Genomic DNA, 22,609 nt, shown 5'->3' with positions numbered 1-22,609 from the left:
ATTTTTATAAATCAAATAATAGTGGAATATTATCAGCATTTCATTTATAATATTGTAGGCTAAAAAAACAATGAGGTGAAATAAAATGAAATATGATGTAATTATTGTAGGAGCAGGGCCATGTGGTATTTTTACTGCATATGAACTTATAAAATTAAATAATAATATAAAAATACTTATTATTGAAAAAGGTAGAGACATTGATTCAAGAGATTGTCCTAAAAGAATAACAAATGTATGTGTTAATTGCAAACCTTGCAACATTACAACTGGATTTTCAGGTGCTGGTGCTTTCTCTGACGGTAAGCTATCATTATCGCCTAATGTTGGAGGAAGGCTTGCTGACTATATAGGCTATAATAATACTATTGAATATATTAACTATGCCGATAGTATTTATCTTCAATATGGTGCTGATAAAAAGGTTTATGGAACAAATTCTGAGGTTATTGAGGATATAAAAAGAAAAGCAACAGTTGCAAATCTCAATCTTATTGAAAGTCCAATAAGGCATTTAGGAACAGAGGAAGCTAAAAAGATATATAAAAGTATTCAAGATCATCTAATAAATAGTGGTATTGAAATAAAATTTAAAACTGCAGTAAAGGATTTAATTATTGAAAGTAATACTATAAAAGGTGTTATTACTGATAAAGATCAAACATTTTATGCTAATAAAGTAGTAATAGCTGTAGGGAGAGAAGGAGCTCATTGGCTATCCGAGGTTATAAATAAATATAACATTCCTTGCGATAATAACAGAGTTGATATAGGTGTAAGGGTAGAAACACCAAATCATATTTGGAAAGGAATAACAGAACATCTTTACGAGAGCAAATTTATTTATTATACAAAAACTTTTGATGATAAAGTAAGAACATTTTGTATGAATCCTGGTGGATATGTTGCTGTTGAGCATTATGATAACTTAGCTGTTGTAAATGGACATAGCTATAAGAATACTAAAAGCGAAAACACAAACTTTGCTTTACTTGTTTCTAAACATTTTACAGATCCATTTAGAGACAGTATAAAATATGGTAAGTATATTGCTGAGCTTGCAAACATGCTATCAGGTGGAAAAATAATTGTTCAAAGATATGGTGATTTCATCAAAGGTAGACGTTCAAATGAAGAAAGAATAAATAGAAATTCTGTAATTCCTACACTACAAGATGCAGTTGCAGGGGACTTGAGCTTAGTATTACCATATAGACTTATGTTAGATATAAAGGAAATGATTGAAGCATTAGACTTTGTTGTTAATGGTGTTGCATCTTTTGATACATTACTTTATGGAATTGAAGTAAAATTTTATTCCAATGAGGTTAGAGTAAACAAAAACTTTGAAAGCTTGAATATAAAGAATTTATATTTTGGAGGAGATGGAGCTGGTATCACCAGAGGTTTAATGCAAGCAAGTGTAAATGGCATTTTAATTGCAAGAAATATTATCAATATGGAGGATTAATATATGATTGATCTTCATGTTCATACAACAGCTTCAGATGGAACTTTTTCACCATCTGAAGTTGTTAAAATAGCTAAGCAAAGTAATTTAAGTGCTATTGCTATTACAGACCATGACACTATTTTAGGGATTCAAGAAGCAAAGGAAAAAGCAGAAGATTTAGGAATAGAGGTTATTAGCGGTGTAGAAATAAGTGCTGACTTTGAAATTGAAATGCATATTTTGGGCTATTTTATTGATGTGAATAATAATAAATTAATTGATAACTTATTGTTACTTGAATCTTTTAGGCATCAAAGGAATCCTAAAATTGTAGAAAAACTGCAACAGTTAGGTTATAACATAACAATTGATGAGATTATTGAAGTTGCAAAAGATAGTATTATTGGTAGACCACATATAGCACAAGTTTTAGTGAATAAAGGTTATTTTAACAGTCCCAAAGAGGTTTTTGAAAAATTATTATCATTTGGAAAACCAGCTTATGTTAAGAAGGATAAATTAAAGCCATTTGAAGCAATAAATATTCTTAAAGAGTCAGGTGGATTAGCTATTCTTGCTCATCCATATAAATTTTTATACCTTGAAGAAGGTGTCGAAAATGTTTTTGAAGAATTAAAATTATATGGATTAGACGGGATAGAAGCAATACATTCTGAACACAGTGATATTGAAACCAAAAAACTTATTGAACTTGCTAATAGATTTTCCTTTTTAATAACCGGTGGCAGTGATTTTCACGGTAAGAATAAACCAGATATAAAATTAGGAGTTGGAAGAAATAACATTAAAGTTGATGATGAAATTCTTGAAAGATTAAAAGAAAGGTTAAAAAAATGAAAAGGCAGACATTTTGGATTCTTTTATCTATATGTCTTAGTATTTTTATTGTTAAAATAACCTCAAACATTTTGATAATAGCTATTTTATTTTTTATTTTAATAGGACTATTCTATAAGTTTACATTTAAAAATAAAACATTATTTGTATTGATTTGTCTTGTTTCTATATTTACTTTATTCAGAACTTTTTATTTTTTATATTTATTTAATGCTGATTTAAACTTTCATAACAAAGAGGTTAAACTTATAGCATGTATTTCTTCATTTCCAGAGAAATCAGAAAAATACCAAACCTTTTTTGCATCAACTAATATTAATAATAAGGAAATAAAGATTAGAGTGAAAACATCATTGAAAAATGATTTTCTTTACAATGATTTAATTACTGTAATAGGAAAGCTCAAAATACCTACGCCAAAAACCAATTATGGTGGATTTGATTATAGAGAATATCTTAAATCCAAAAAAACTTTATATACAATCTATTCAGATAATATAGAAGTTCTAAAAAGAAGCCAAAACATATTAGCTTATATAAATTTATTACTCCAAAAGATTTCAACTATTCTTAATAATAATTTCCAAAAAGATAAAAGCTCAATGTTATTAGGAATAATATTTGGTAATAAGAATTTCATTCCAGATGATATTTATAAGGACTTTCAAAGAGCAGGACTTGCACATCTATTAGCAGCTTCAGGTGGTAATATTGGTATTTTATGCATTTTCATTGAATTTTTATTTATACATATTTTTAAATATTATAATAGATATATTAATAACATAATAATCATATTATTGATTTTATTATATTCTATACTTTCTGGTTTTGGAGCTTCTATTGTGCGTGCAACTATAATGGCATTAATTTATTATGCAGGAAAGATAATATACAAAAATGTTGACACACTAAATTCATTATTTTTAGCTGCTATATTGGTGCTTATTATAAATCCTATGGATTTGTTTAATATCAGTTTTCAATTATCTTACATTTGTGTTTTATCAATAATAATATTTAATAAAAAAATTTTTAATTTTATTGAAAAATATATCAGAATTAAAAGTATAGCTTCAGTTATAAGTATTACTTTATCATCGCAAATATTGATATTACCATTCTTAATAATATATTTTCATGAAATATCTATTGTGTCAGTATTTACTAATATAGCTGCTATTATATTAACAAGTATTTTGATACCATTAGGACTTATATATATAATATTTGAATTGTTTGGATTTAATTTTTATTTGTTCAAATTCACTGTAGATAAACTTACTAATTTGTTGATTTTATCATCGAAAATTTCACATTTAAAATTTACATATATTAAGATTATATATTTTGATATTATTATAGCAGTAGTTTATTATTTAATTATACTGTTATTAATGAATAAGCAATATAGAAAGTATATATTGAGTTTATGTTTAATCTTAGCTTTTATTATTTCATTAGGTTATTTTGATAATTTAAAAGACCTTAAAATAAGCATTTTAGATGTAGGACAAGGAGATAGCTCTTTTATATCTTATAAAGGATTTAATATACTTATAGATACTGGACCAGAAAATGATGATTTTAATGCTGTTTCATATAATATTCTGCCGTTCTTATTTCATAATAAAATCGATAAAATTGATATTTTGATATTATCACATGAGCATGATGATCATTGTGGTGGGTTACAAGATTTGTTTCAAAATATAGAGGTTAAAAATATTTTTACTACTGATAAAACATATATTGAAAAACATAATTTACTGGTAAACAAGAATGTTTATATTGTAAAAAAGCCTTTAAATATGAAAATCAAAAATTTGAATATTGCATTATTTCCTCCATATAATGATGATTCAAATGGTTGTTTAGTTTCAAGATTTAAATTAAATAAATTCAGCATACTTTTTACTGGTGATATCTCTATGACATCTGAAGAAAAATTGATATATTTTAATTTGAAATCTACCATTCTAAAGATAGCACATCATGGTAGTTCCACCTCAACAAGCCAAAAGTTTTTAAATTATATAAAACCTAAATTTGCTATAATATCTGTTGGACGTGATAATAGATTTAATCATCCTTCAGAAATTGTAACAAAAAGGCTTGAAGAAAATAAAATAAAGATATTTAGAACTGATGTTAATGGAGAAATAGATATAAAAACAGATGGAACTACATTGAGAATTATACCTTTTTTGAGGTGAGAGAACATGAATGAAAGGCAAAGACTATTAAATCAACATATAAAAAGCAAAAAATTTGAAAAGATATATTTTTTTTATGGGCAAGAAAGGTTTTTAATAGATTACTATACAAATAATATACCTAAAATGATTGTAAACAATAATGAGAATATTTTGATTTTTGATGGCGAAGATGCAAATTATGATGAAGTTGTGAATGAGCTTTTTTCTTTTAGCTTTGCTAGCATATCAAAAGTTTTTGTATTTAAAAATTTTATAAAAAATGCTAACAAAATAAAGTTAGAAACCATTTTAAAACAGCTTGAACAAACTAATGATGGTAATATTATTATTTTTAAAGAATATGAGATTAACAACTCCAGTTATGTTAGCAAAATAAAGCCTATTGCTTTTTGGGTTGAATTTGAAAAGCAACTGACTGTTGATCTTATAAAATGGGTTCAGAATATATTTAATAAAGAAAATAAACAAATTTCAGAAAATATGGCAGAAGAAATAATTAATCATTTTGATAGAGATATGTATACAATTTATAATTATTTGAATATCTTAATATCATATTTAGGTGGTAAAAATAAACCTTCATATGAAGATATTCGACTATTTATGTATCCAAATCCTCAAGATAGAATTTTTTTAATGCTTGATGCATTTTCACAAAAGGATATTGAAAAAGGATTTGAATATTTAAATCAATTATATGAATTAAAGGAAAGTAGTTTAAGAATTTTATTTATGATAAACAGACATTTTAAGATTCTTGGAATATTAAAAGATTCATTACAAGATAAAAGGACAATTATAAAAACTGCAGGAATAAAGGAATACTTTTATGATAAATATAAAAAACAAGCAGACCAATTTACAATTGAAAAAATAAAAAATATAATACAAAAATCAGTTGAAATTGATTACCTAATAAAAACTGGACAATTACAACAAACACTTGGTATTGAGACATTGATATATGAGATAATAAAATAAAAAAGGCATATGCTATTAGCATGTGCCTTTTATACTATTCAGCTTTTGTATCAGGCTTTGGCTGAGTTAATGCAGCATATTTGTTTATTAGCTTCATAAGTCTTGATTTTTTCCTTGAAGCATTATTTTTATGGATTATACCTTTAGCTGCAGTTTGGTCAATTATCTTTGCAACATTTGGATAAAGTTCTCTTGCTTTTGAAACATCATTAGCAAGTAAAGCCTTCTTCATTTCCTTTATTGCCTTTTTCATTTTTATTTTTTGAATCTTATTTTCAAGAGTTCTTCTTCTAATAACCTTAATCTTCTTTTTTGCTGATTTAATATTTGCCAAAATTTTCACCTCCACTCAAAACTTTATAATAACAAGACAAAACTTATTTTAACATGCAAAAAATATATTTGCAATATTATTAAAGTATCTAATAATAAAAGGAAGCACAAATGCTTCCTTTAGTATTATACAAGATTTATTACTTAAATTTCAAGAGATTTTATAGTTTCTTTTAAAACTTTTGCAGAATTTTGTAGTGATTTTATTTCTTCATCAGTAAGTGGTATATCAAATACTTTTACAACTCCAGTATTATTAACAACAGATGGCAGTGATATTGCAATATCAGATATTCCAAACACATCATCTACAACGCTTGAAACAGGTAAAATGGTGTTTTCATTTCTTATAATTGATTCTACAATTCTTCTTACAGCAAGTGCAATAGCATAGTAAGTTGCACCTTTTCTTTGTATTATTTCATAAGCGGCATTTTTTACTTTATCAAATATTTCTTGCTTAACTGTTGGGGGGCAGTTATTACCACACAGTAAGCATTCTTGCATAAAATTAACTCCGCCAATATTTGTAAGACTCCATGCAGCCATTTCACTGTCCCCATGTTCACCTAATATATATGCATGAACATTTCTTACATCAACATTACAATGTTGGGCAAGGAGATATCTAAATCTTGAACTATCCAATACAGTTCCTGAACCAATAACCTGATTTTTTGGCAACTGTGACACCTTATAAACAACATAAGTTAAAATATCAACAGGGTTGGTTACCATTAATAATATTGCATCAGTTGTATATTTAATAATATTTTCAACGATTGATTTTGTAATTGTTGCATTCTTTTTTGTTAAATCTAGCCTTGTTTCACCTGGTTTTTGATTTGCACCTGCTGTTATTATAACAATGTCTGCATCCTTACAATCACTGTAATCACCTGCATATATTTTAACTGGTTTTACAAATGAGATGCCATGATTTAAATCCATAGCTTCGCCTTCAGCCTTTTCTTTATTTACATCAATAAGAACAAGTTCAGTAGCAAGACCAGCATCCATAATTGCAAATGCAGTAGATGATCCAACAAAACCAGTTCCAATAATAACAATCTTTCCAGGTTTTCTCATTTTGATCACTCCATTTTCAATACTATAATAACATTATACCCAAGTAATAAAAATGAGTATCAAAAATATTTATATGAGTTATAATAAACATAAATGATTAAGATTATATATGAATATTTATTAGCTCATTATTAATATAAGCTTGAAATAAAAACTAATAAATCTTTCATATTCAACTAATCTCGTGCTTGTTAATCTCATTACAATGTTATAACTATAAAAATATACATGCATACAATTCAATTTACAGAAAATAATATCAAGTATTCGCACAATATGATTTATAAAAAGTATTGAATATACATAACTCTAATGTTATAATAAACAAAGATAAAATATAATATATATATTTATATTTATACAATTTAATTCATGATAATACACATATTACAAAAAGTTTTTAAAGGAGTTGATTGAAAGGTGCTAAGGTATATACTTAAAAGGGTAGTATGGGCAATAATATCTTTATTCTTTATCGTAACAATTACTTTTTTTCTTATGAGGATGATTCCTGGTGGACCATTCACAGGTGAAAAGACATTACCACAACAGATACTTGATAATTTAAATGCAAAGTATGGACTTAACCAACCTTTACATATTCAATATATTAAGTATGTAAAGAGCTTACTTAGACTTGATTTAGGTGTTTCTATGCGTCATCCAGGTCAAACAGTAAATGAGATTATTGCAAGAACATTTCCTGTTTCTGCAAAAATAGGCTTGTTGTCTATAATATTTACTTTGTTAATAGGCATTCCTTTAGGTGTTTGGTCAGCATTACATCAAGGGAAGTGGCAAGATAATTTGTCAATGATTATAGCAACAATATTTATAACAATTCCAAGCTTTGTTTTAGCAGTATTACTTGTTTATTTCTTTGGTGTAAAGCTTGGTTTATTACCTGTTATGGGGTTGGATGAAGCGAGAAGTTATATACTCCCTGTTGTATCGTTGTCGGCTTATTCATTATCCTTTATTGCACGATTAATAAGAAGTTCAATGATTGAAAGCCTATCACAAGATTATATTAGGACTGCAAAAGCAAAAGGTTTATCCAAAACTAAAGTTGTATACAAGCATGCATTAAAAAATTCGTTAATTCCTGTTGTTACTTACTTAGGTCCGCTAATAGCAGGGGTATTAACTGGAAGTTTTGTTGTAGAAAAAATATTTCTAATTCCTGGTATGGGACAATTTTATGTAACAAGTATTTCTGATAGAGATTATTCACTTGTTATGGGTACAACAATCTTTTATGCAGCATTTTTAATATTAATGAACTTAATAGTTGATATAATATATGTATTTATTGACCCACGTATTAAGTTAGAGGATTAAATCAGGAGGAGGCAACAGAAAGATATGGAAAACCTTCAAAAAGAACTTTTTTATAAAGTTTCAAAATCAGAAAAAGATGCAGAAACAATAGTTCGTCCAAGTATGACATTTTGGCAAGATGCTTGGCGTAGACTTAAAATGAATAAAGTAGCTATGGTTAGTTTATGGGCAATTGTTATAATGTTTTTAATAGCACTTATTGGTCCCCTTGTTATGCCATATACCTATGACCAACAGATTAGAGGACATGAAGACTTAGGTCCTTCAATAAAACATTTTTTTGGTACTGATAGCTTAGGCAGAGACCTATTTGTAAGATGTTTATATGGTATGAGAATATCATTAGCTATTGGTATTGTAGCTACAATTATTAATATTATTATAGGTGTTTTATATGGTGGTATTTCGGGTTTCTTTGGCGGTAAAGTAGATAATATAATGATGAGAATAGTTGATATATTATATAGTGTTCCACTTATGATTTATGTTATTTTATTATCAGTTTCATTAAAACCTACTCTATCTGCACTTTTTGAAAAATATGAATTTTTAAGCGGATTAAGAGCAGTAGGGGCTCCACTTGTTTGTATGTTTATTGCTATTGGTCTTACATACTGGATTTCAATGGCAAGAATTGTTCGTGGTGAAATACTAAGTCTAAAACAGCAAGAATATGTAACTGCAGCAAAAACAATTGGTGCTAGTGGTTGGAGGATATTAATTAGGCACCTTATTCCAAACACAATTGGCTCAATTATTGTAACTTCAACATTACAAATACCGAGTGCAATATTTACAGAATCATTCTTAAGTTTCATTGGACTTGGTGTTGATGCACCTGCATCATCATTAGGCTCACTTGCTTCTGATGGTTTAAATGGATTTATTTCTTATCCGTATAGATTATTCTTTCCTTCATTATTAATATGTTTAATTATTCTTGCATTTAATTTGTTTGGCGATGGGTTAAGAGATGCTCTTGATCCAAGAATGAGAAAATAATAATTGAGGTGAAATAAATTGGCGAAAATACTTGAAGTTAAGGATTTAAAAACCTCTTTCTTTACCCACGTAGGTGAGGTAAAAGCTGTTGATAATGTATCATTTTATATAGATGAAGCAGAAGCTGTAGGTATTGTTGGTGAATCTGGTAGTGGAAAATCTGTTACTTCTATGTCACTTATGAGGCTTATTGCACCTCCAGGTAAAATAGTCAATGGACAGATTATTTTTGAAGGCGAAGACCTTTTAACAAAAACTGAAAAGCAAATGCAACAAATTAGAGGTAATAGGATTAGTATGATATTCCAAGATCCTATGACATCATTAAATCCTGTGTTTACTATTGGAAATCAATTAGTAGAAGCTATAAAAACACATAATAATGTTACAACAGAAGAAGCCAAAAAAAGAGCAATAGAAATGCTCAAATTAGTTGGTATACCAAGCCCAGAAAGAAGATTAAAGCAATACCCACACGAATTTTCTGGTGGAATGAGACAAAGAGTTATGATTGCTATGGCTTTATCGTGTAACCCTAAATTATTGATTGCAGATGAGCCTACAACAGCACTTGATGTTACTATTCAAGCACAAATACTTGAACTGTTGAAAGATCTCCAACAGAAAATTAAAATGTCAATAATACTAATTACACACGATCTTGGTGTTGTAGCTGATATTTGTTCAAGAGTAATTGTAATGTATGGTGGCATTATTGTAGAACAAGGTTCTGTTAATGAAATATTCTATAATCCTAAGCATCCTTATACATGGGGACTTTTAAAATCAGTTCCTAAAATGCACGAAGGTCTTAAGAAAAGGCTTGTTCCAATAGAAGGACAACCGCCAGATTTATTAAAACCACCAAAGGGATGTCCATTTGCTCCTCGTTGTGAGTGGGCAATGAAGGTTTGTTTAGAACATAGGCCTCCGCTTTTTGATGTTGGTGAAAAGCATATTGCACGTTGTTGGCTAAACCATGAATATACTCCAAAAGATATTTTAGAATCAATAAATAACAGATAATATACTTGTTAAATTAAGGTAGGTGAAAAAGTTGTCACAAGAGCTATTAAGAATAGTAAACTTGAAGAAATATTTTCCAGTAAAAATGGGTATAGGAAATGTTCAATATGTAAAAGCAGTAGATGATGTAAGTTTTCATATAAATAAAGGTGAAACACTTGGGCTAGTAGGTGAAAGTGGTTGTGGTAAATCTACAACAGGTAGAACGATAATTAGATTATATGAACCAACAAGTGGGCAAATTATATTTAAAGGTGAAGACATAACAAAAAAAGATATGTTAAAATATAGAAAATCAATGCAAATGATTTTCCAAGATCCGTATGCTTCTTTAAATCCAAGAATGACAGTAGGAGATATAGTAGGAGAACCATTAGAGATTCATAATATAGCTATTGGCAAAGAAAAGAAAGAACGTGTTCAAGAGTTACTAAGATTAGTTGGGTTAAATAGTGAACATGCTAACAGGTATCCACATGAATTTTCTGGTGGTCAGAGGCAAAGAATAGGTATTGCAAGGGCATTAGCAGTCGAGCCAGAATTTATTATTTGTGACGAACCAATTTCAGCTCTTGATGTTTCTATTCAAGCTCAGATTGTTAATATGCTTGAGGATCTACAAAAAGAATTTAAGCTGACATATTTATTTATTGCACACGATCTTTCTATGGTTAAGCATATTAGTAACAGAGTTGGTGTTATGTATTTGGGTAAATTGGTTGAATTAGCAGAAAGCAATGAATTATATGATAATCCACAGCATCCTTACACTCAAGCATTGCTATCTGCAATACCAATTCCAGACCCAGCTGTATCTAAATCACGATCAAGAATTATTCTTGAAGGTGATGTGCCAAGCCCCATTAATCCTCCATCAGGATGCCATTTTAGAACAAGGTGTAAATATGCTCACAAAAGATGCCAAGAAGAAGAACCAAAGCTAAAAGAAGTTTCAAAAGGTCATTACGTAGCTTGCCATTTAATGGATAAATAATGGCTTGCTATGTAAAATAAAAATAATTATTATACGAAAGGGGAGTATTTTTATGAAAAAACGTCTAATTGCTGTATTTGTATTAGTTGTTTTTATGGCTACAGCTCTTGCCTTGAATGTTAACAAGGTAACAGGCGTAGCAGCAGCAAAGCAGGTTCTTACCTATATAAATGGTGCAGAACCAAGATATCTTGATCCAGGTTTAAATAATGCTCTTGATAGTGCTAACATTATTATTAACGTTTTTGAAGGTTTAACAAGAGTTAATGTAAAAGGTGAAACAATTCCTGGAATAGCTCAAAGCTGGACAATATCTAAAGATGGTAAGGTTTACACATTCAAATTAAGAGACGCGAAATGGTCTGATGGAAAGCCAGTTACTGCTCAAGACTTTGAGTATGCATGGAAAAGAGCATTAGATCCAAAAACTGCGTCAGAATACGCATATCAAATGTATTATATTAAAAATGGTAGAGCATTCAATGAAGGAAAAGCAAAAGCAAGTGATGTTGGTGTAAAAGCATTAGATGCTAAAACCCTTCAAGTTACACTTGAAGCACCTACACCTTACTTTATTGATTTAACAAACTTCCCAACTTACTTCCCAGTAAGAAAAGATATAGTAGAAAAATATGGAGATAAATGGGCAACAGATCCAAAAACATATATAGGAAATGGACCATTCAAAATGGTTCAGTGGACACATAACTCACAAATTGTTCTTGAAAAGAATGCAAATTATTGGGATAAGAAAGCTATAACATTAGAAAAGATAGTATTTAAACTATCTGAAGATGATAAAGCTAACTTAATGGCTTATGAAGCTAGACAAGTAGATGGTGCAGAAGGAATACCAACAGAGGAAATTCCAAGACTTATTAAAGAAAAGAAAATGAAAGTATGGGATGAGCTTGGACTTTACTATTATGATCTCAACAACAAATATCCTGCATTCAAAGATGTTAGAGTAAGAAAAGCTTTATCATTAGCAATAGATAGAACTTATATAGTTGAAAAGATTGGTAAGCTTGGTCAAAAACCAGCTACTGGTATTGTTCCATATGGTATAAATGGTGTATCAAAAGACTTCAGAGTTGAAGGTGGAGATTTCTTACCAAAAACTGCTGATTTAGCAACAGCAAAGAAGTTACTTGCAGAAGCAGGCTATCCAAATGGTAAAGGATTCCCAGAAATAGAAATAATCTATAATACAAGCGAAGGCCATAAGAAGATAGCTGAAGCAGTTCAAGCTATGTGGAAACAATTAGGAATAAATGTTAAGTTATCAAATATGGAATGGAAAGTTCTTCAAGATAGAAGACAAAAGAAAGATTATATAGTCGCAAGAGATGGTTGGATAGGTGACTATGCTGATCCAATGACATTTATGGATTTATTCACATCATACAGCGACAATAACAATACTAATTGGTCAAATAAGAAGTATGACGAATTAATAGACAAAGCAAAGATGACAACAGATAGAAAGACAAGAATGCAATATATGCATGAAGCAGAAAAGATTATAATGAATGATCATGCACTTATTCCAATCTACTTCTATGTTAAAGGTCAATTATTAAGAGACTATGTAAAGAACTATTATATTTCACCACTTGGATTTAACTACTTCATGTTTGCTAAGATTGTAAAATAAGTTTTATAGATGTAAAATATATAGAGAGGGTAATTTGCCTTCTCTATATTTTTTTGTAAGGGGGTATTATATGAGCATTAAAAAGAGAATTCTAGCAGTAGCATTAATTGTCATTGTTTTATCAACATTATTTTATGGATGCAATAATAATTATAAAGAGATAGAAAAAAAGGTAAGGATAATATTGGTAGGAAATTTATTATTACCGAATGTTGATACAACGCTAAAAGAAAATTTGGAAAAAATAATTAATGATAAGGTAAATATTGATCAAATACTATATACAGGCAAAAACGCAAGAACTCAACAAGAAATTGCTTACCAACAGAAACTTTTAGTAATAATGGCTGCCGGAGAAGGGGATTTATTTATTCTTGATAAAGAATTATTCAAAGCATATGCTTCTAAGGGTGCTTTTTTACCTTTGGATCAACTATTAGAAAAATACAAATACCTTAATAAATATGCAAACAATGAATTTTATATAAAAGCAGAAGATGCTAAGAAAAAAGCCTTGTATGGTCTTAGTGCACAATCAATTAAAGTGCTTAGTGATGCTGGTTTTGATACAAAAAATAAGGTTATTGCAATTTATGTTAGAACTAATAAAAAAGAAAGAGCCATACAGGCTCTTAAATCTCTTCTTGATAGTAGTGTAAAATAAAACCTACTAAAGTTTTTATTCCATAATATAAACTCTTTTTGGATGCTGAAAAGTTACTTGAATGGAGAGGATATGTTCCTATATCCTCTTCTTTTATGCCCAACCTGAAATAAATAGAAGGTACTTTTTTGCAGTAAAATGAAAAATCTTCTGCAGTAAATGAAGGTTCAGCTATTTCAACATTATGATTGCCCAAATAATTTTTAGCAAATTCTATAAATTGATTTGCTAATTCCTTATGGTTAATTAAAGCTGGATATTGATAGTTATAGATAAAGTTACAAGAACACTCATATTTTCTTGCTGCTAAATTTGCTATTTCATTAATATTATTGTGTATTTTTTCTCTTAATTGATCATTATAAGTTCTTACTGTTCCTTTAACTATACATTTGCTTGGAACAACGTTTGGAAGACTGCCAGCAGTTATTGATGAAAAAGAAATATGTACTGGATCAAATTTATCATATCTCAATAGCATAATATTATTAATTGTTTGAATTGTATCAATTGCAGGATAAATAGGATTTATTACATCCTGTGGCATCGCAGCGTGGCCACCTTTTCCTATAAAGGTTAACTCAAAATCATCAACACTAGCCATAATTGGACCATCATTTAAAGCAATCTTACCTACTTCAAGATTAGGCCAAACGTGAAGACCAATGAGTGCTTGAACTTGAGGCTTTTCTAATACTCCTTCATCAATCATTTTTTTTGCTCCACCACTTCCTTCTTCACCTGGTTGAAAGATAAATTTTACGCATCTATCAAATCCCATTTTCTTCAAAGTCATGGCCACACCTATTGCAATACTCATGTGATAGTCATGACCGCATGCATGCATAATATTACCATCTGATACGATAGCATCCATATCTGCTCTTATTGCAATACAAGTAGGGCCATCATTTAAAACACCAATAAGCCCTGTATCAGCACATTTTATTGTCTGGATATCAACATTATTTAATATATTTTTTATATAATTTTGAGTTTTATATTCATTAAATGCAAGTTCGGGTATACTATTTAAATTTTTTTGTATTTCGATCACATCTTGTAGTATTTCAGAAATTAAATTATCAATGTTATACATTTTACCACCTCATTGAAAATTTTTAATTATCTCAAAAATTGTATGCAAACCATTTACAATATCTTTTATTTCAGTATTCATAAAAGAAAGCCTTATAAAATTTGAATTATTTATATTATGGTAAAAAAGATTATATGGGGAAACATATATATTGTATTGTTTTAGTGTATTATATAATGATATTGCATTTAGATTCTTTGTAGATACTACTGAAAAAATGCCTGTTGGTTTTTGAGGAATATAATAAGAATTTTTTAAAATAGTATTTAAAAATAAGTTATACTTTGGTTTAATATATTCTTTTATCCTATTCAGATGTATAGCATAATATCTATTTAAAAATTCAGTAAATGACAGTTGAATAAATAATGAGGTTGATATATCTGTTGTCCACTTTAAAAAAGCAACATCTTCTGATAGATTTGATGGTGATATTACAAATCCTAATCTTAAGGCTGGCATAAGAAGCCTTGAAAAACTTTTAACATAAAACACTATTTCTTTATAATCTATACTTTTTATAGGCATAAAATTAACGTCATCAAAGATATTTACATCAGAAAAAAAATCATCTTCTATTATGAATACATTATTTTTATAAGATAACTCATAAATCCATTTAAGTTCATCAATTGAATATGTAAATCCGGTAGGATTTTGTGAAAATGGTATTATATATAAAGCTTTAGGTTTAAACCTTTTCATTTTATATTCCAAAAATTCAATATTACCAGTTGGAAAATCATCAATATCTAAATGCATTGATCTAAATGTACTATATGCACCGAAGTAGGTTGGATTTTCAATAAGTATCTTATCACCAGGCTTTAAGAAACTTTTTGATACAATCTCAATACCTTGCTGGGCACCTGATACAATAATAATATTTTCTAGTTTACAATAAATATTTTGACTTTTTAAATAATTTTCTAAAAGATATTCAATTAAAGGACTATTCTTATTTTCAATATAATCAAACGCAGAAGCACCAAATTTATTAATTACTATATCAAGCGAATGCTTGAATTCATCAATAGGATATAATGAATAAGGTAAATTACCAGAAGCAAAATCAATTGCATTTTTAGGAATATTTTGACTTATAAAATCTTCAAATGATGATATATCATCTTTTTCAGAATAAGATATGAAATAGCCTACATTTCTAACAGCTTTAACAAAACCTTGATCTTGTAATAATTTAAGGGCATTTGTTACAGTTGATATATTTACGCCAAATTCTTTACAAAGATATCTTAATGAAGGTAACTTTTGTCCATAGAAATATTTCTTAGAAAGTATATTCTCTTTTATTATATTAGCTATTTGTAAATATAATGGAATATTACTTGTTTTATCTAACATGTTTCACACCAAAAATGAATTTTTTTTCATTATAAATGATAAAAAAAAAATATTCAATTATAGTATAAAAGTAAATATATAATAGATTATTGTGATAAAATAATTATAATTTAAATTTTTTATTCTCTTTATTATTTATTGGTTCAAAGAATAAACATTTTTTATTGCTGTGTAAATTAGAAGGAGATGTAATTTGAGTCTTGAAACATAGTCCATCTTTTTGATATCTGCAGTCATATGTGCAAGGTATTAAACTCATGTTTTTATGCTCCTTTTATTTTTCTAAATATTATTATGTATAGATTTTATATTTTCAATTAGGTAACATATAGAAAGGAAAAGATGCTCAATGATACATAACGTAGGGGTTGATATTGTTGAAATAAATAGAATTCGCAAGATAAATAATTTAGATAAATTTTTACAGAGATTTTTTACACAAAGTGAAATAAATTATATATTATCAAAAAAAAATATTTATGAGTCCATAGCGGGTTATTTTGCAGCAAAGGAAGCAGTATCAAAGGCTTTAGGAACAGGAGTGATTTTTCGATTCACTGATATACAAATTGAGAAAGATACTTATGGCTGTCCTTATGTTTTGTTAAATAATAAAGCATTAGAAATTGCAAAAATGAATAGTATAAATAGAATTTTTATAAGTATATCTCATTCAGAAAATTATGCAACCGCTTTTGCTATTGCAGAAAAGGAGGGATAATTAATATGTATGTGCTAGACTCAAAACAGATAAAAGAAATAGAAAAAAAGGCAATATTTGAAGTAGGAATTCCCGAAGAAGTTTTAATGGAAAATGCAGGGTTCAGTGTCTTTGAAGAAATTATTAAAGATTATCCAAATTTAAGGCAAAAAAAGGTGGCAGTATTTTGTGGTCCAGGCAATAATGGTGGTGATGGATTTGTATGTGCAAGATATCTTATAAATAAAGTAAAGGAATTAGTTGTATTTCTGTTAGGTGAAAATAAATCAAAAACATCTAGTATATTTTTGAATGTGCTAAAAAATATAGGTACAAATATCATTATTTTGGAAGATGTTAATGACTTGATCAATATTCATTTCGAACATTTTGACATAATAATTGATGCTATTTTTGGTGTAGGTTTATCAAGAACAATAGAGGGTATTTATAAAGACGTTATTGATAAAATAAATAATAGTTATTCGTATGTTTATTCTATAGATATTCCTTCTGGCATTTGTGCTGATACAGGAAATATTCTTGGATGTGCAGTTAAAGCTGATAAAACAATTACATTTACAATGCCAAAGCTAGGTTCAATTCTTTATCCAGGTGCCTTTTTCTCTGGCACATTAATAGTAAAAGATATAGGGATACCCGAGGATATTATTGATAGTTATGATAACATCTTAATAGATGAACATAATTTGCATGTTTCAAAATTATACAGATATCACGATACAAATAAAGCGGATTATGGGAGATTAGCAATTATAGCTGGTTCAAAATTTTATCAAGGAGCGGCTAATCTTTGCTCAAATGCAGCATATAGGTCTGGTTGTGGACTTGTTTATTTATTTTCACCCAAAGAAGGTTTAGATTTAAAGCCTAATAAGTTAGATGAGATAATTACTATTCCTTGTGAGTCAAATGATGGAATATTAAATTTTGAGCATTTTATGAAATATTCAGATTTACTAAGTAAAATAAATGTTATCGCATTCGGTCCTGGGCTGACAATAAGTAAAGAGATTGTAGAAATTTTGAGGTATATTTTTAACAATTTAGAAATACCTATTGTAATAGACGCAGATGGTATAAATGTTTTATCAGAACTAAATACTGAACTTTTAAAATATAAGGCTCCAAAAATTTTAACGCCACACATTCTTGAAGCAGCGAGGCTTTTGAAAGTTGATAAAGAAGAAATAAAAAATAATCCCCTATATTATGCTGAATTTATTTCAAAAAGGTTTAACTGTATTTGTGTTCTTAAAAGTTCAAGAACAATTGTTACAGACGGAAATAAAAAGTTTATAAATATTAATGGAAACCCAGGCCTTTCTAAAGGCGGTAGTGGAGATGTTTTATGCGGAATCATTTCTTCTTTCATAGCTCAAGGATTTGAGCCTTTAGAAGCAGCAAAGTTAGGAACTTATATTTTAGGTTTAACTGCTAGCTTATTAAGTGAAAAAAAGTCATTACAAGCTATGACACCTTCAGATATAATTGAAAATATTGATATGTCTATAAAGAGAATAATTGATAAGGTTAATGGATAAATGAAAAATAAAATATTATTTTTGGTAGTTATGTCTATTTTATTTTTGACTGCTTGTTCAGAACAAAAAGAGCCCCAGAATAATTTTAAAATTTACCCTCAATATTTAGCACAAGGTAAAATTATTTTAATAACTAATAATCAAACAGATGTATTTAATTTTACCGAGAAAAAAATAAATGGTAAAACTTACCTTATATTAAAAAAAGATAAGTTGGAGATATATATACAAAAAGAAAAAGACAAACTAATAATTAATAATAACCTTCAAGTATCATTAGATTTTGATAAGATATTTTTAAACTATTATTTAAATCTCCTTGTAAACTCTGAAAAAATTGAAGTTACTCAAAAAGACAAATCTGCAATTATAACTTTAGAATTAAATGGTGATGTACAATATTTACACTACTATTTTGAAAACAGAAGCTTGAAAAGAATTGATATCTTCTATAAGGATAAAAGGTTTTTTAGAAGATACGAAATTGATTCATATATAAAATTAAAGGGGGATGGCTAAACTTGAACTTGTATCATCGTGTGTGGGCTGAAGTTAATCTTGATAATCTGCAATATAATATTAAAAACATAAGACAAAAAGTTAATAAAAATACTGAGATTATGGCTGTAGTTAAAGCAGATGCTTATGGACACGGGGTTTTGCAAATATCAAAAATACTAACTAAAAATGGCATTAATATGCTTGCTGTTGCTATTATTGATGAAGCATTACAGCTAAGGCATTTTAATATAGATAATAATATTCTAATATTGGGTTTCACACCTTTTGAATTTTCAAAAGAGATAGTTGAAAATGATTTGTCTCAAACTGTTTTTACATATAAACAAGCTGAACACCTTTCAAAAGTTGCAGTAATATTAAATAAAAAAGCAAAGATACATATCAAGGTTGATACTGGGATGGGTAGAATTGGCTTTTTGTGTAACCAAAAAAGCATAAACGAAATTGAAAAGATTTCTAAACTACCTAATATAGAACTTGAAGGTATATTCTCACATTTCTCTTCTGCAGATGAGAAAGATGCAGATAATTTTACACAAACCCAATTCGAAAAATTCATTAATTTTGTGAGAGAATTAGAGAAAAAAGGGGTATACTTTAAATATAAGCATATTTCAAATAGTGCGGCTACACTTAGATTCCCCCAATATCACCTTGATATTGTTCGTCCTGGTTTAATATTATATGGTCTGTATCCATCAGATTTAGATTATAATATAAATCTTAAACCAGTGATGAGCTTAAAGGCAAAGATAATAAATGTTAAGAGTGTACCTGAAGGATTTCCAATTAGCTACAACAGAAAATTTATTACCAAAAGAAAGAGCATTATTGCGACAATACCTGTTGGATATGCTGATGGTTATACAAGGATAGGTAGCAGTTCACGAAATGTTCTTGTGAAAGGTGAATATGCACCTATTATTGGTAATATCTGCATGGATCAATGCATGATTGATGTAACTGATATTAAAAATGTAAATATTGGTGATGAGGTTGTACTAATTGGCCAACAAGGGAATAATGTAATTACAGCTGACGAGATTGCAAAGGGTATAGGAACAATTAATTACGAAGTCATTTGCTCAATTAGCAAAAGGATACCAAGAGTTTATATTTACAATAACCGTATTGTAAAAATATTAAACTATATATTATGAAATATTTACATTGAATTTTAATTTAATTAATTCTATAATGTAAATATGCTCGTCCGCTAAATAGCCTTCAGGTAAAAAATATATATTTTGTTGTATCATAAAAGATTTTAGGGGGAGAGTTCATGCCGCAATTTACAAGACTTTTTAAGTTTATATTTAAATATGACAATTTTAATTATGCAATCTATATAAGGCAACTCTCAGAAAGAAAAAGAATAAAAAAGATTGAAAAAGATTTAATTAGCTGCTACAAAGAATATGCTGAAATAAATAGAACTTTAGCAAATGAATGTATAATTATGGAATATGAAAATTTAGTACAATATGAGAACATTATAAACGTTGATTTTTGTAAAGAGGGATTACTAAAGTTAAAAAATCAAAATTATGAAGGTAGGTTAGCGGAGAGTGGAGAAAGTGTTGGAACAAAATCAAATAGTTGATATAAAAAGAGGAGATATATTTTATGCAGACCTTGCACCTCATATTGGTTCAGAGCAAGGTGGTATAAGACCTGTTTTGATTATTCAAAACGACGTTGGTAATAAATATAGTCCAACAGTTATTGTGGCAGCTATTACATCACAAATTGGAAAAGCAAAGTTTCCAACCCATGTTGAAATATCTGCTGGTGAGTTTGGACTGTCAAAAGATTCTGTAATTTTGTTAGAGCAAATCCGAACAATTGATAAAATTCGACTTAAGAATAAAGTAGGTAAATTAAGCGAAGAGATGATGTTGAAGGTTAACCAAGCTATATTAATAAGTTTAGGACTTATGGAGTGGACAACGGAGGGATTAAATTGGAAAAAAAGAGAACAAAGTGGGGTAAAAAGCTTGTAGTTTTTTTGACAATATCTTTTATTATAGTTAGTATTTTTATTTATACAAATGCTCAAAATGAAATAGATAAAAATGCATTAATAACATATGGTTTTTTGAAAAAACAGGTTGACACACTTACTACTTACATAGACACAAATATAAAAAGAATAGAATCAAAAATTAATTCTATTACTAATAAAACAAATGAATTGAATAATAGGATTAATAATATAGAATCTAATCTAAATAATTTAAATAATATCCCACAAGTAACATCTACTTTTAAATCTACAAAAGGAAAATATGAATTAATTAAAGTAAAAAAAGGGCAAATTATAATATTTGATAACTCAACGCAATTTATATTAAGAAGTGGGGTTGCATTATCAATTTTACCACCGCAAACTGCATTAATTGATGTTACAAGTGCAAAGGATATTGTAAATGGACAAAATATACAAAGGAATCATCTTATTATAGTTGTAAAAGATGATGGTAGAGGTTTTAAAGCAAATGAAGATGTATGGTGTTATATAAATGGAGGATATAAATTAAAATAAGGAGAGCAAATAATGACAATTAGTATATTAACAGCCTTTACTGCTGGTATTTTATCTTTTTTCTCTCCATGTATTATCCCATTAATACCTGTATACGTGACATATTTATTTACATTAAATAATAATAAATGGCTCAACATTTTAATGTTTATATTAGGTTTTACAACTGTTTTTATTTCATTTGGGATAATATCTTCACTATTTGGCAGTACGTTAGGTAATTATAGAGAATACATAGTAAAAATTGGAGCAATAATAATTATATTAATGGGTCTATTGATGCTGGACATAGGGCCAGCTTTTTTAAAGGCAAATTTGATACCCGTGGGGGGTAATAAAACTGAGGTTAAAGGTCCTTTTTTACTTGGAGTAATATTAAGTATTAGTTGGACACCTTGCATTGGACCTGTGCTTGCAAGTATTTTGATTTTAGCAGCTACAACTAAAACTTTATATGAAGCTATAATTTATTTACTGGTATATTCATTAGGACTTACAATACCTTTTGTAATTACTGCAATATTAATAAATAGAATAAAATCAATTATTAAGATTATTTCTAAATATAGTAGATATATTGAGATTATAAGTGGAATAATGCTTATACTTTTTGGATTATTAATCTTTTTTGATAAGATAAATATTATATATTAAAATTGGAGGTCTACAAGAATGAATAAATTGAATCAATCTACAAAAAATATTATTTTCTTTGCTATTTTTGCAATATTATTGGGTTTATTAGTTTATAAAATGATTTATTCTAACAAATCTGATGAGGTAATTACTGAAGGATATATAAATTTTAAACTTAAATCCTTAGATGGTAAAACTTATTCAATATCAGATTTTAGAGGAAAAAAGATTTTAATTAACTTTTTTGCTACATGGTGTCCACCTTGTAAAGAAGAAATTCCTAACTTGATAAGTTATTATGAGGAAAACAAAAATGATGTTATAATTATTGGTGTAGATATAGCAGAAGATATAAATAAAGTAAAACAATTTGTTAAGGAAAAAGGGATAACTTATCCAGTTTTACTAGATACTCAAGGAACAATTTCAAAGGCATTTGGGTTTCAGTACATTCCTACATCATACTTTTTAGACAAGACAGGCAAAAAAGTAAACGAACATAGTGGATATTTATCTAAAAGTGATTTAATTAAGATATTTAATAGTATAAAATAGATGGA

General features: G+C 28.1%; 24 protein-coding genes. 19 read left to right on the top strand and 5 right to left on the bottom strand.

The window, feature by feature from the left end:
- Positions 1–85: 85 nt before the first annotated feature.
- From ACAG39_03325 to holA, 4 genes are read left to right on the top strand one after another with little or no spacing between them, the layout of a single operon-like run.
- A complete protein-coding gene (locus ACAG39_03325; GenBank protein ID MEZ0536267.1) occupies positions 86–1,471 on the top strand; it encodes an NAD(P)/FAD-dependent oxidoreductase in 1,386 nt (461 codons plus the stop codon).
- Positions 1,472–1,474: 3 nt separating this feature from the next.
- Positions 1,475–2,311: a PHP domain-containing protein gene (locus tag ACAG39_03320; GenBank protein ID MEZ0536266.1), complete on the top strand. Its 837-nt coding sequence runs from the start codon at positions 1,475–1,477 to the stop codon at positions 2,309–2,311.
- Positions 2,308–4,527, top strand: coding sequence for a DNA internalization-related competence protein ComEC/Rec2 (locus ACAG39_03315; protein MEZ0536265.1), 2,220 nt, complete (start codon positions 2,308–2,310; stop codon positions 4,525–4,527). Before ACAG39_03320 ends, ACAG39_03315 begins: the two co-directional genes overlap by 4 nt.
- A 6-nt stretch (positions 4,528–4,533) precedes the next feature.
- Entirely contained in the window at positions 4,534–5,511 is a 978-nt protein-coding gene (holA, locus tag ACAG39_03310; GenBank protein ID MEZ0536264.1) for a DNA polymerase III subunit delta, read from the top strand.
- A gap of 34 nt (positions 5,512–5,545) precedes the next feature.
- On the opposite strand, the gene rpsT is transcribed toward holA, so the two are convergent.
- Both rpsT and ACAG39_03300 read right to left on the bottom strand, forming a co-directional pair.
- Complete coding sequence (gene rpsT, locus ACAG39_03305) at positions 5,546–5,845, bottom strand: 30S ribosomal protein S20 (GenBank protein ID MEZ0536263.1); 300 nt, start codon at positions 5,843–5,845, stop codon at positions 5,546–5,548.
- A 143-nt stretch (positions 5,846–5,988) separates the two neighbouring features.
- Complete coding sequence (locus ACAG39_03300; protein MEZ0536262.1) at positions 5,989–6,933, bottom strand: L-lactate dehydrogenase; 945 nt, start codon at positions 6,931–6,933, stop codon at positions 5,989–5,991.
- A gap of 420 nt (positions 6,934–7,353) precedes the next feature.
- Here ACAG39_03300 and ACAG39_03295 point away from each other — a divergent pair, with 420 nt between their 5' ends.
- From ACAG39_03295 to ACAG39_03270, 6 genes are all read left to right on the top strand, one after another.
- Positions 7,354–8,274 carry an ABC transporter permease gene (locus tag ACAG39_03295; GenBank protein MEZ0536261.1) on the top strand — a complete coding sequence of 307 codons (921 nt, stop codon included), beginning with the start codon at positions 7,354–7,356 and terminating at the stop codon, positions 8,272–8,274.
- 24 nt (positions 8,275–8,298) lie between these two features.
- Positions 8,299–9,276: an ABC transporter permease gene (locus ACAG39_03290; protein ID MEZ0536260.1), complete on the top strand. Its 978-nt coding sequence runs from the start codon at positions 8,299–8,301 to the stop codon at positions 9,274–9,276.
- A gap of 18 nt (positions 9,277–9,294) precedes the next feature.
- Positions 9,295–10,302 (top strand): ABC transporter ATP-binding protein, encoded by a 1,008-nt coding sequence (locus tag ACAG39_03285; protein MEZ0536259.1) that lies wholly within the window; start codon positions 9,295–9,297, stop codon positions 10,300–10,302.
- A gap of 22 nt (positions 10,303–10,324) precedes the next feature.
- Positions 10,325–11,296, top strand: a complete 972-nt coding sequence (locus ACAG39_03280) for an ABC transporter ATP-binding protein (protein MEZ0536258.1) — start codon at positions 10,325–10,327, stop codon at positions 11,294–11,296.
- Between the two features lie 52 nt (positions 11,297–11,348).
- On the top strand, positions 11,349–12,953 hold the full coding sequence (locus ACAG39_03275) for a peptide ABC transporter substrate-binding protein (GenBank protein MEZ0536257.1): 1,605 nt from the start codon (positions 11,349–11,351) through the stop codon (positions 12,951–12,953).
- 70 nt (positions 12,954–13,023) lie between these two features.
- The gene (locus ACAG39_03270; protein ID MEZ0536256.1) at positions 13,024–13,617 is read left to right on the top strand and encodes a hypothetical protein; all 594 of its coding nucleotides are present in this window, start codon (positions 13,024–13,026) and stop codon (positions 13,615–13,617) included.
- On the opposite strand, the gene ACAG39_03265 is transcribed toward ACAG39_03270, so the two are convergent.
- The 3 genes from ACAG39_03265 to ACAG39_03255 form a co-directional block, all read right to left on the bottom strand.
- Positions 13,586–14,716: a M20 family metallopeptidase gene (locus ACAG39_03265; GenBank protein ID MEZ0536255.1), complete on the bottom strand. Its 1,131-nt coding sequence runs from the start codon at positions 14,714–14,716 to the stop codon at positions 13,586–13,588. The two genes, ACAG39_03270 and ACAG39_03265, sit on opposite strands and share 32 nt — an antisense overlap.
- Positions 14,717–14,725: 9 nt before the next feature.
- A complete protein-coding gene (locus ACAG39_03260; GenBank protein MEZ0536254.1) occupies positions 14,726–16,081 on the bottom strand; it encodes a PLP-dependent aminotransferase family protein in 1,356 nt (451 codons plus the stop codon).
- 103 nt (positions 16,082–16,184) lie between these two features.
- On the bottom strand, positions 16,185–16,340 hold the full coding sequence (locus ACAG39_03255) for a hypothetical protein (protein ID MEZ0536253.1): 156 nt from the start codon (positions 16,338–16,340) through the stop codon (positions 16,185–16,187).
- Between the two features lie 90 nt (positions 16,341–16,430).
- Between ACAG39_03255 and acpS the strand changes: the two genes are divergently transcribed.
- The 9 genes from acpS (at position 16,431) to ACAG39_03210 (ending at position 22,604) form a co-directional block, all read left to right on the top strand.
- Positions 16,431–16,802: a holo-ACP synthase gene (gene acpS, locus ACAG39_03250; protein MEZ0536252.1), complete on the top strand. Its 372-nt coding sequence runs from the start codon at positions 16,431–16,433 to the stop codon at positions 16,800–16,802.
- A 5-nt stretch (positions 16,803–16,807) separates the two neighbouring features.
- Positions 16,808–18,346, top strand: coding sequence for an NAD(P)H-hydrate dehydratase (locus ACAG39_03245; GenBank protein ID MEZ0536251.1), 1,539 nt, complete (start codon positions 16,808–16,810; stop codon positions 18,344–18,346).
- Positions 18,347–18,865 carry a hypothetical protein gene (locus ACAG39_03240; GenBank protein MEZ0536250.1) on the top strand — a complete coding sequence of 173 codons (519 nt, stop codon included), beginning with the start codon at positions 18,347–18,349 and terminating at the stop codon, positions 18,863–18,865.
- Between the two features lie 2 nt (positions 18,866–18,867).
- Positions 18,868–20,028: an alanine racemase gene (gene alr, locus ACAG39_03235; GenBank protein ID MEZ0536249.1), complete on the top strand. Its 1,161-nt coding sequence runs from the start codon at positions 18,868–18,870 to the stop codon at positions 20,026–20,028.
- A 122-nt stretch (positions 20,029–20,150) separates the two neighbouring features.
- Complete coding sequence (locus tag ACAG39_03230) at positions 20,151–20,471, top strand: hypothetical protein (GenBank protein ID MEZ0536248.1); 321 nt, start codon at positions 20,151–20,153, stop codon at positions 20,469–20,471.
- Entirely contained in the window at positions 20,437–20,871 is a 435-nt protein-coding gene (locus ACAG39_03225) for a type II toxin-antitoxin system PemK/MazF family toxin (protein MEZ0536247.1), read from the top strand. The genes ACAG39_03230 and ACAG39_03225 overlap by 35 nt, the downstream gene beginning before the upstream one ends.
- Positions 20,832–21,413 carry a hypothetical protein gene (locus ACAG39_03220; GenBank protein MEZ0536246.1) on the top strand — a complete coding sequence of 194 codons (582 nt, stop codon included), beginning with the start codon at positions 20,832–20,834 and terminating at the stop codon, positions 21,411–21,413. Before ACAG39_03225 ends, ACAG39_03220 begins: the two co-directional genes overlap by 40 nt.
- Positions 21,414–21,425: 12 nt before the next feature.
- A complete protein-coding gene (locus ACAG39_03215; protein MEZ0536245.1) occupies positions 21,426–22,067 on the top strand; it encodes a cytochrome c biogenesis CcdA family protein in 642 nt (213 codons plus the stop codon).
- An 18-nt stretch (positions 22,068–22,085) separates the two neighbouring features.
- Complete coding sequence (locus tag ACAG39_03210) at positions 22,086–22,604, top strand: TlpA family protein disulfide reductase (protein MEZ0536244.1); 519 nt, start codon at positions 22,086–22,088, stop codon at positions 22,602–22,604.
- The last annotated feature ends 5 nt before the right edge of the window (positions 22,605–22,609 follow it).

It is taken from the genome of Caldicellulosiruptoraceae bacterium PP1, assembly GCA_041320695.1.
GTDB lineage: Bacteria > Bacillota > Thermoanaerobacteria > Caldicellulosiruptorales > Caldicellulosiruptoraceae > JBGGOQ01.
Note: the sequence above shows the minus strand (reverse complement) of the source record. Positions and strands in the feature narration are given on the sequence as shown.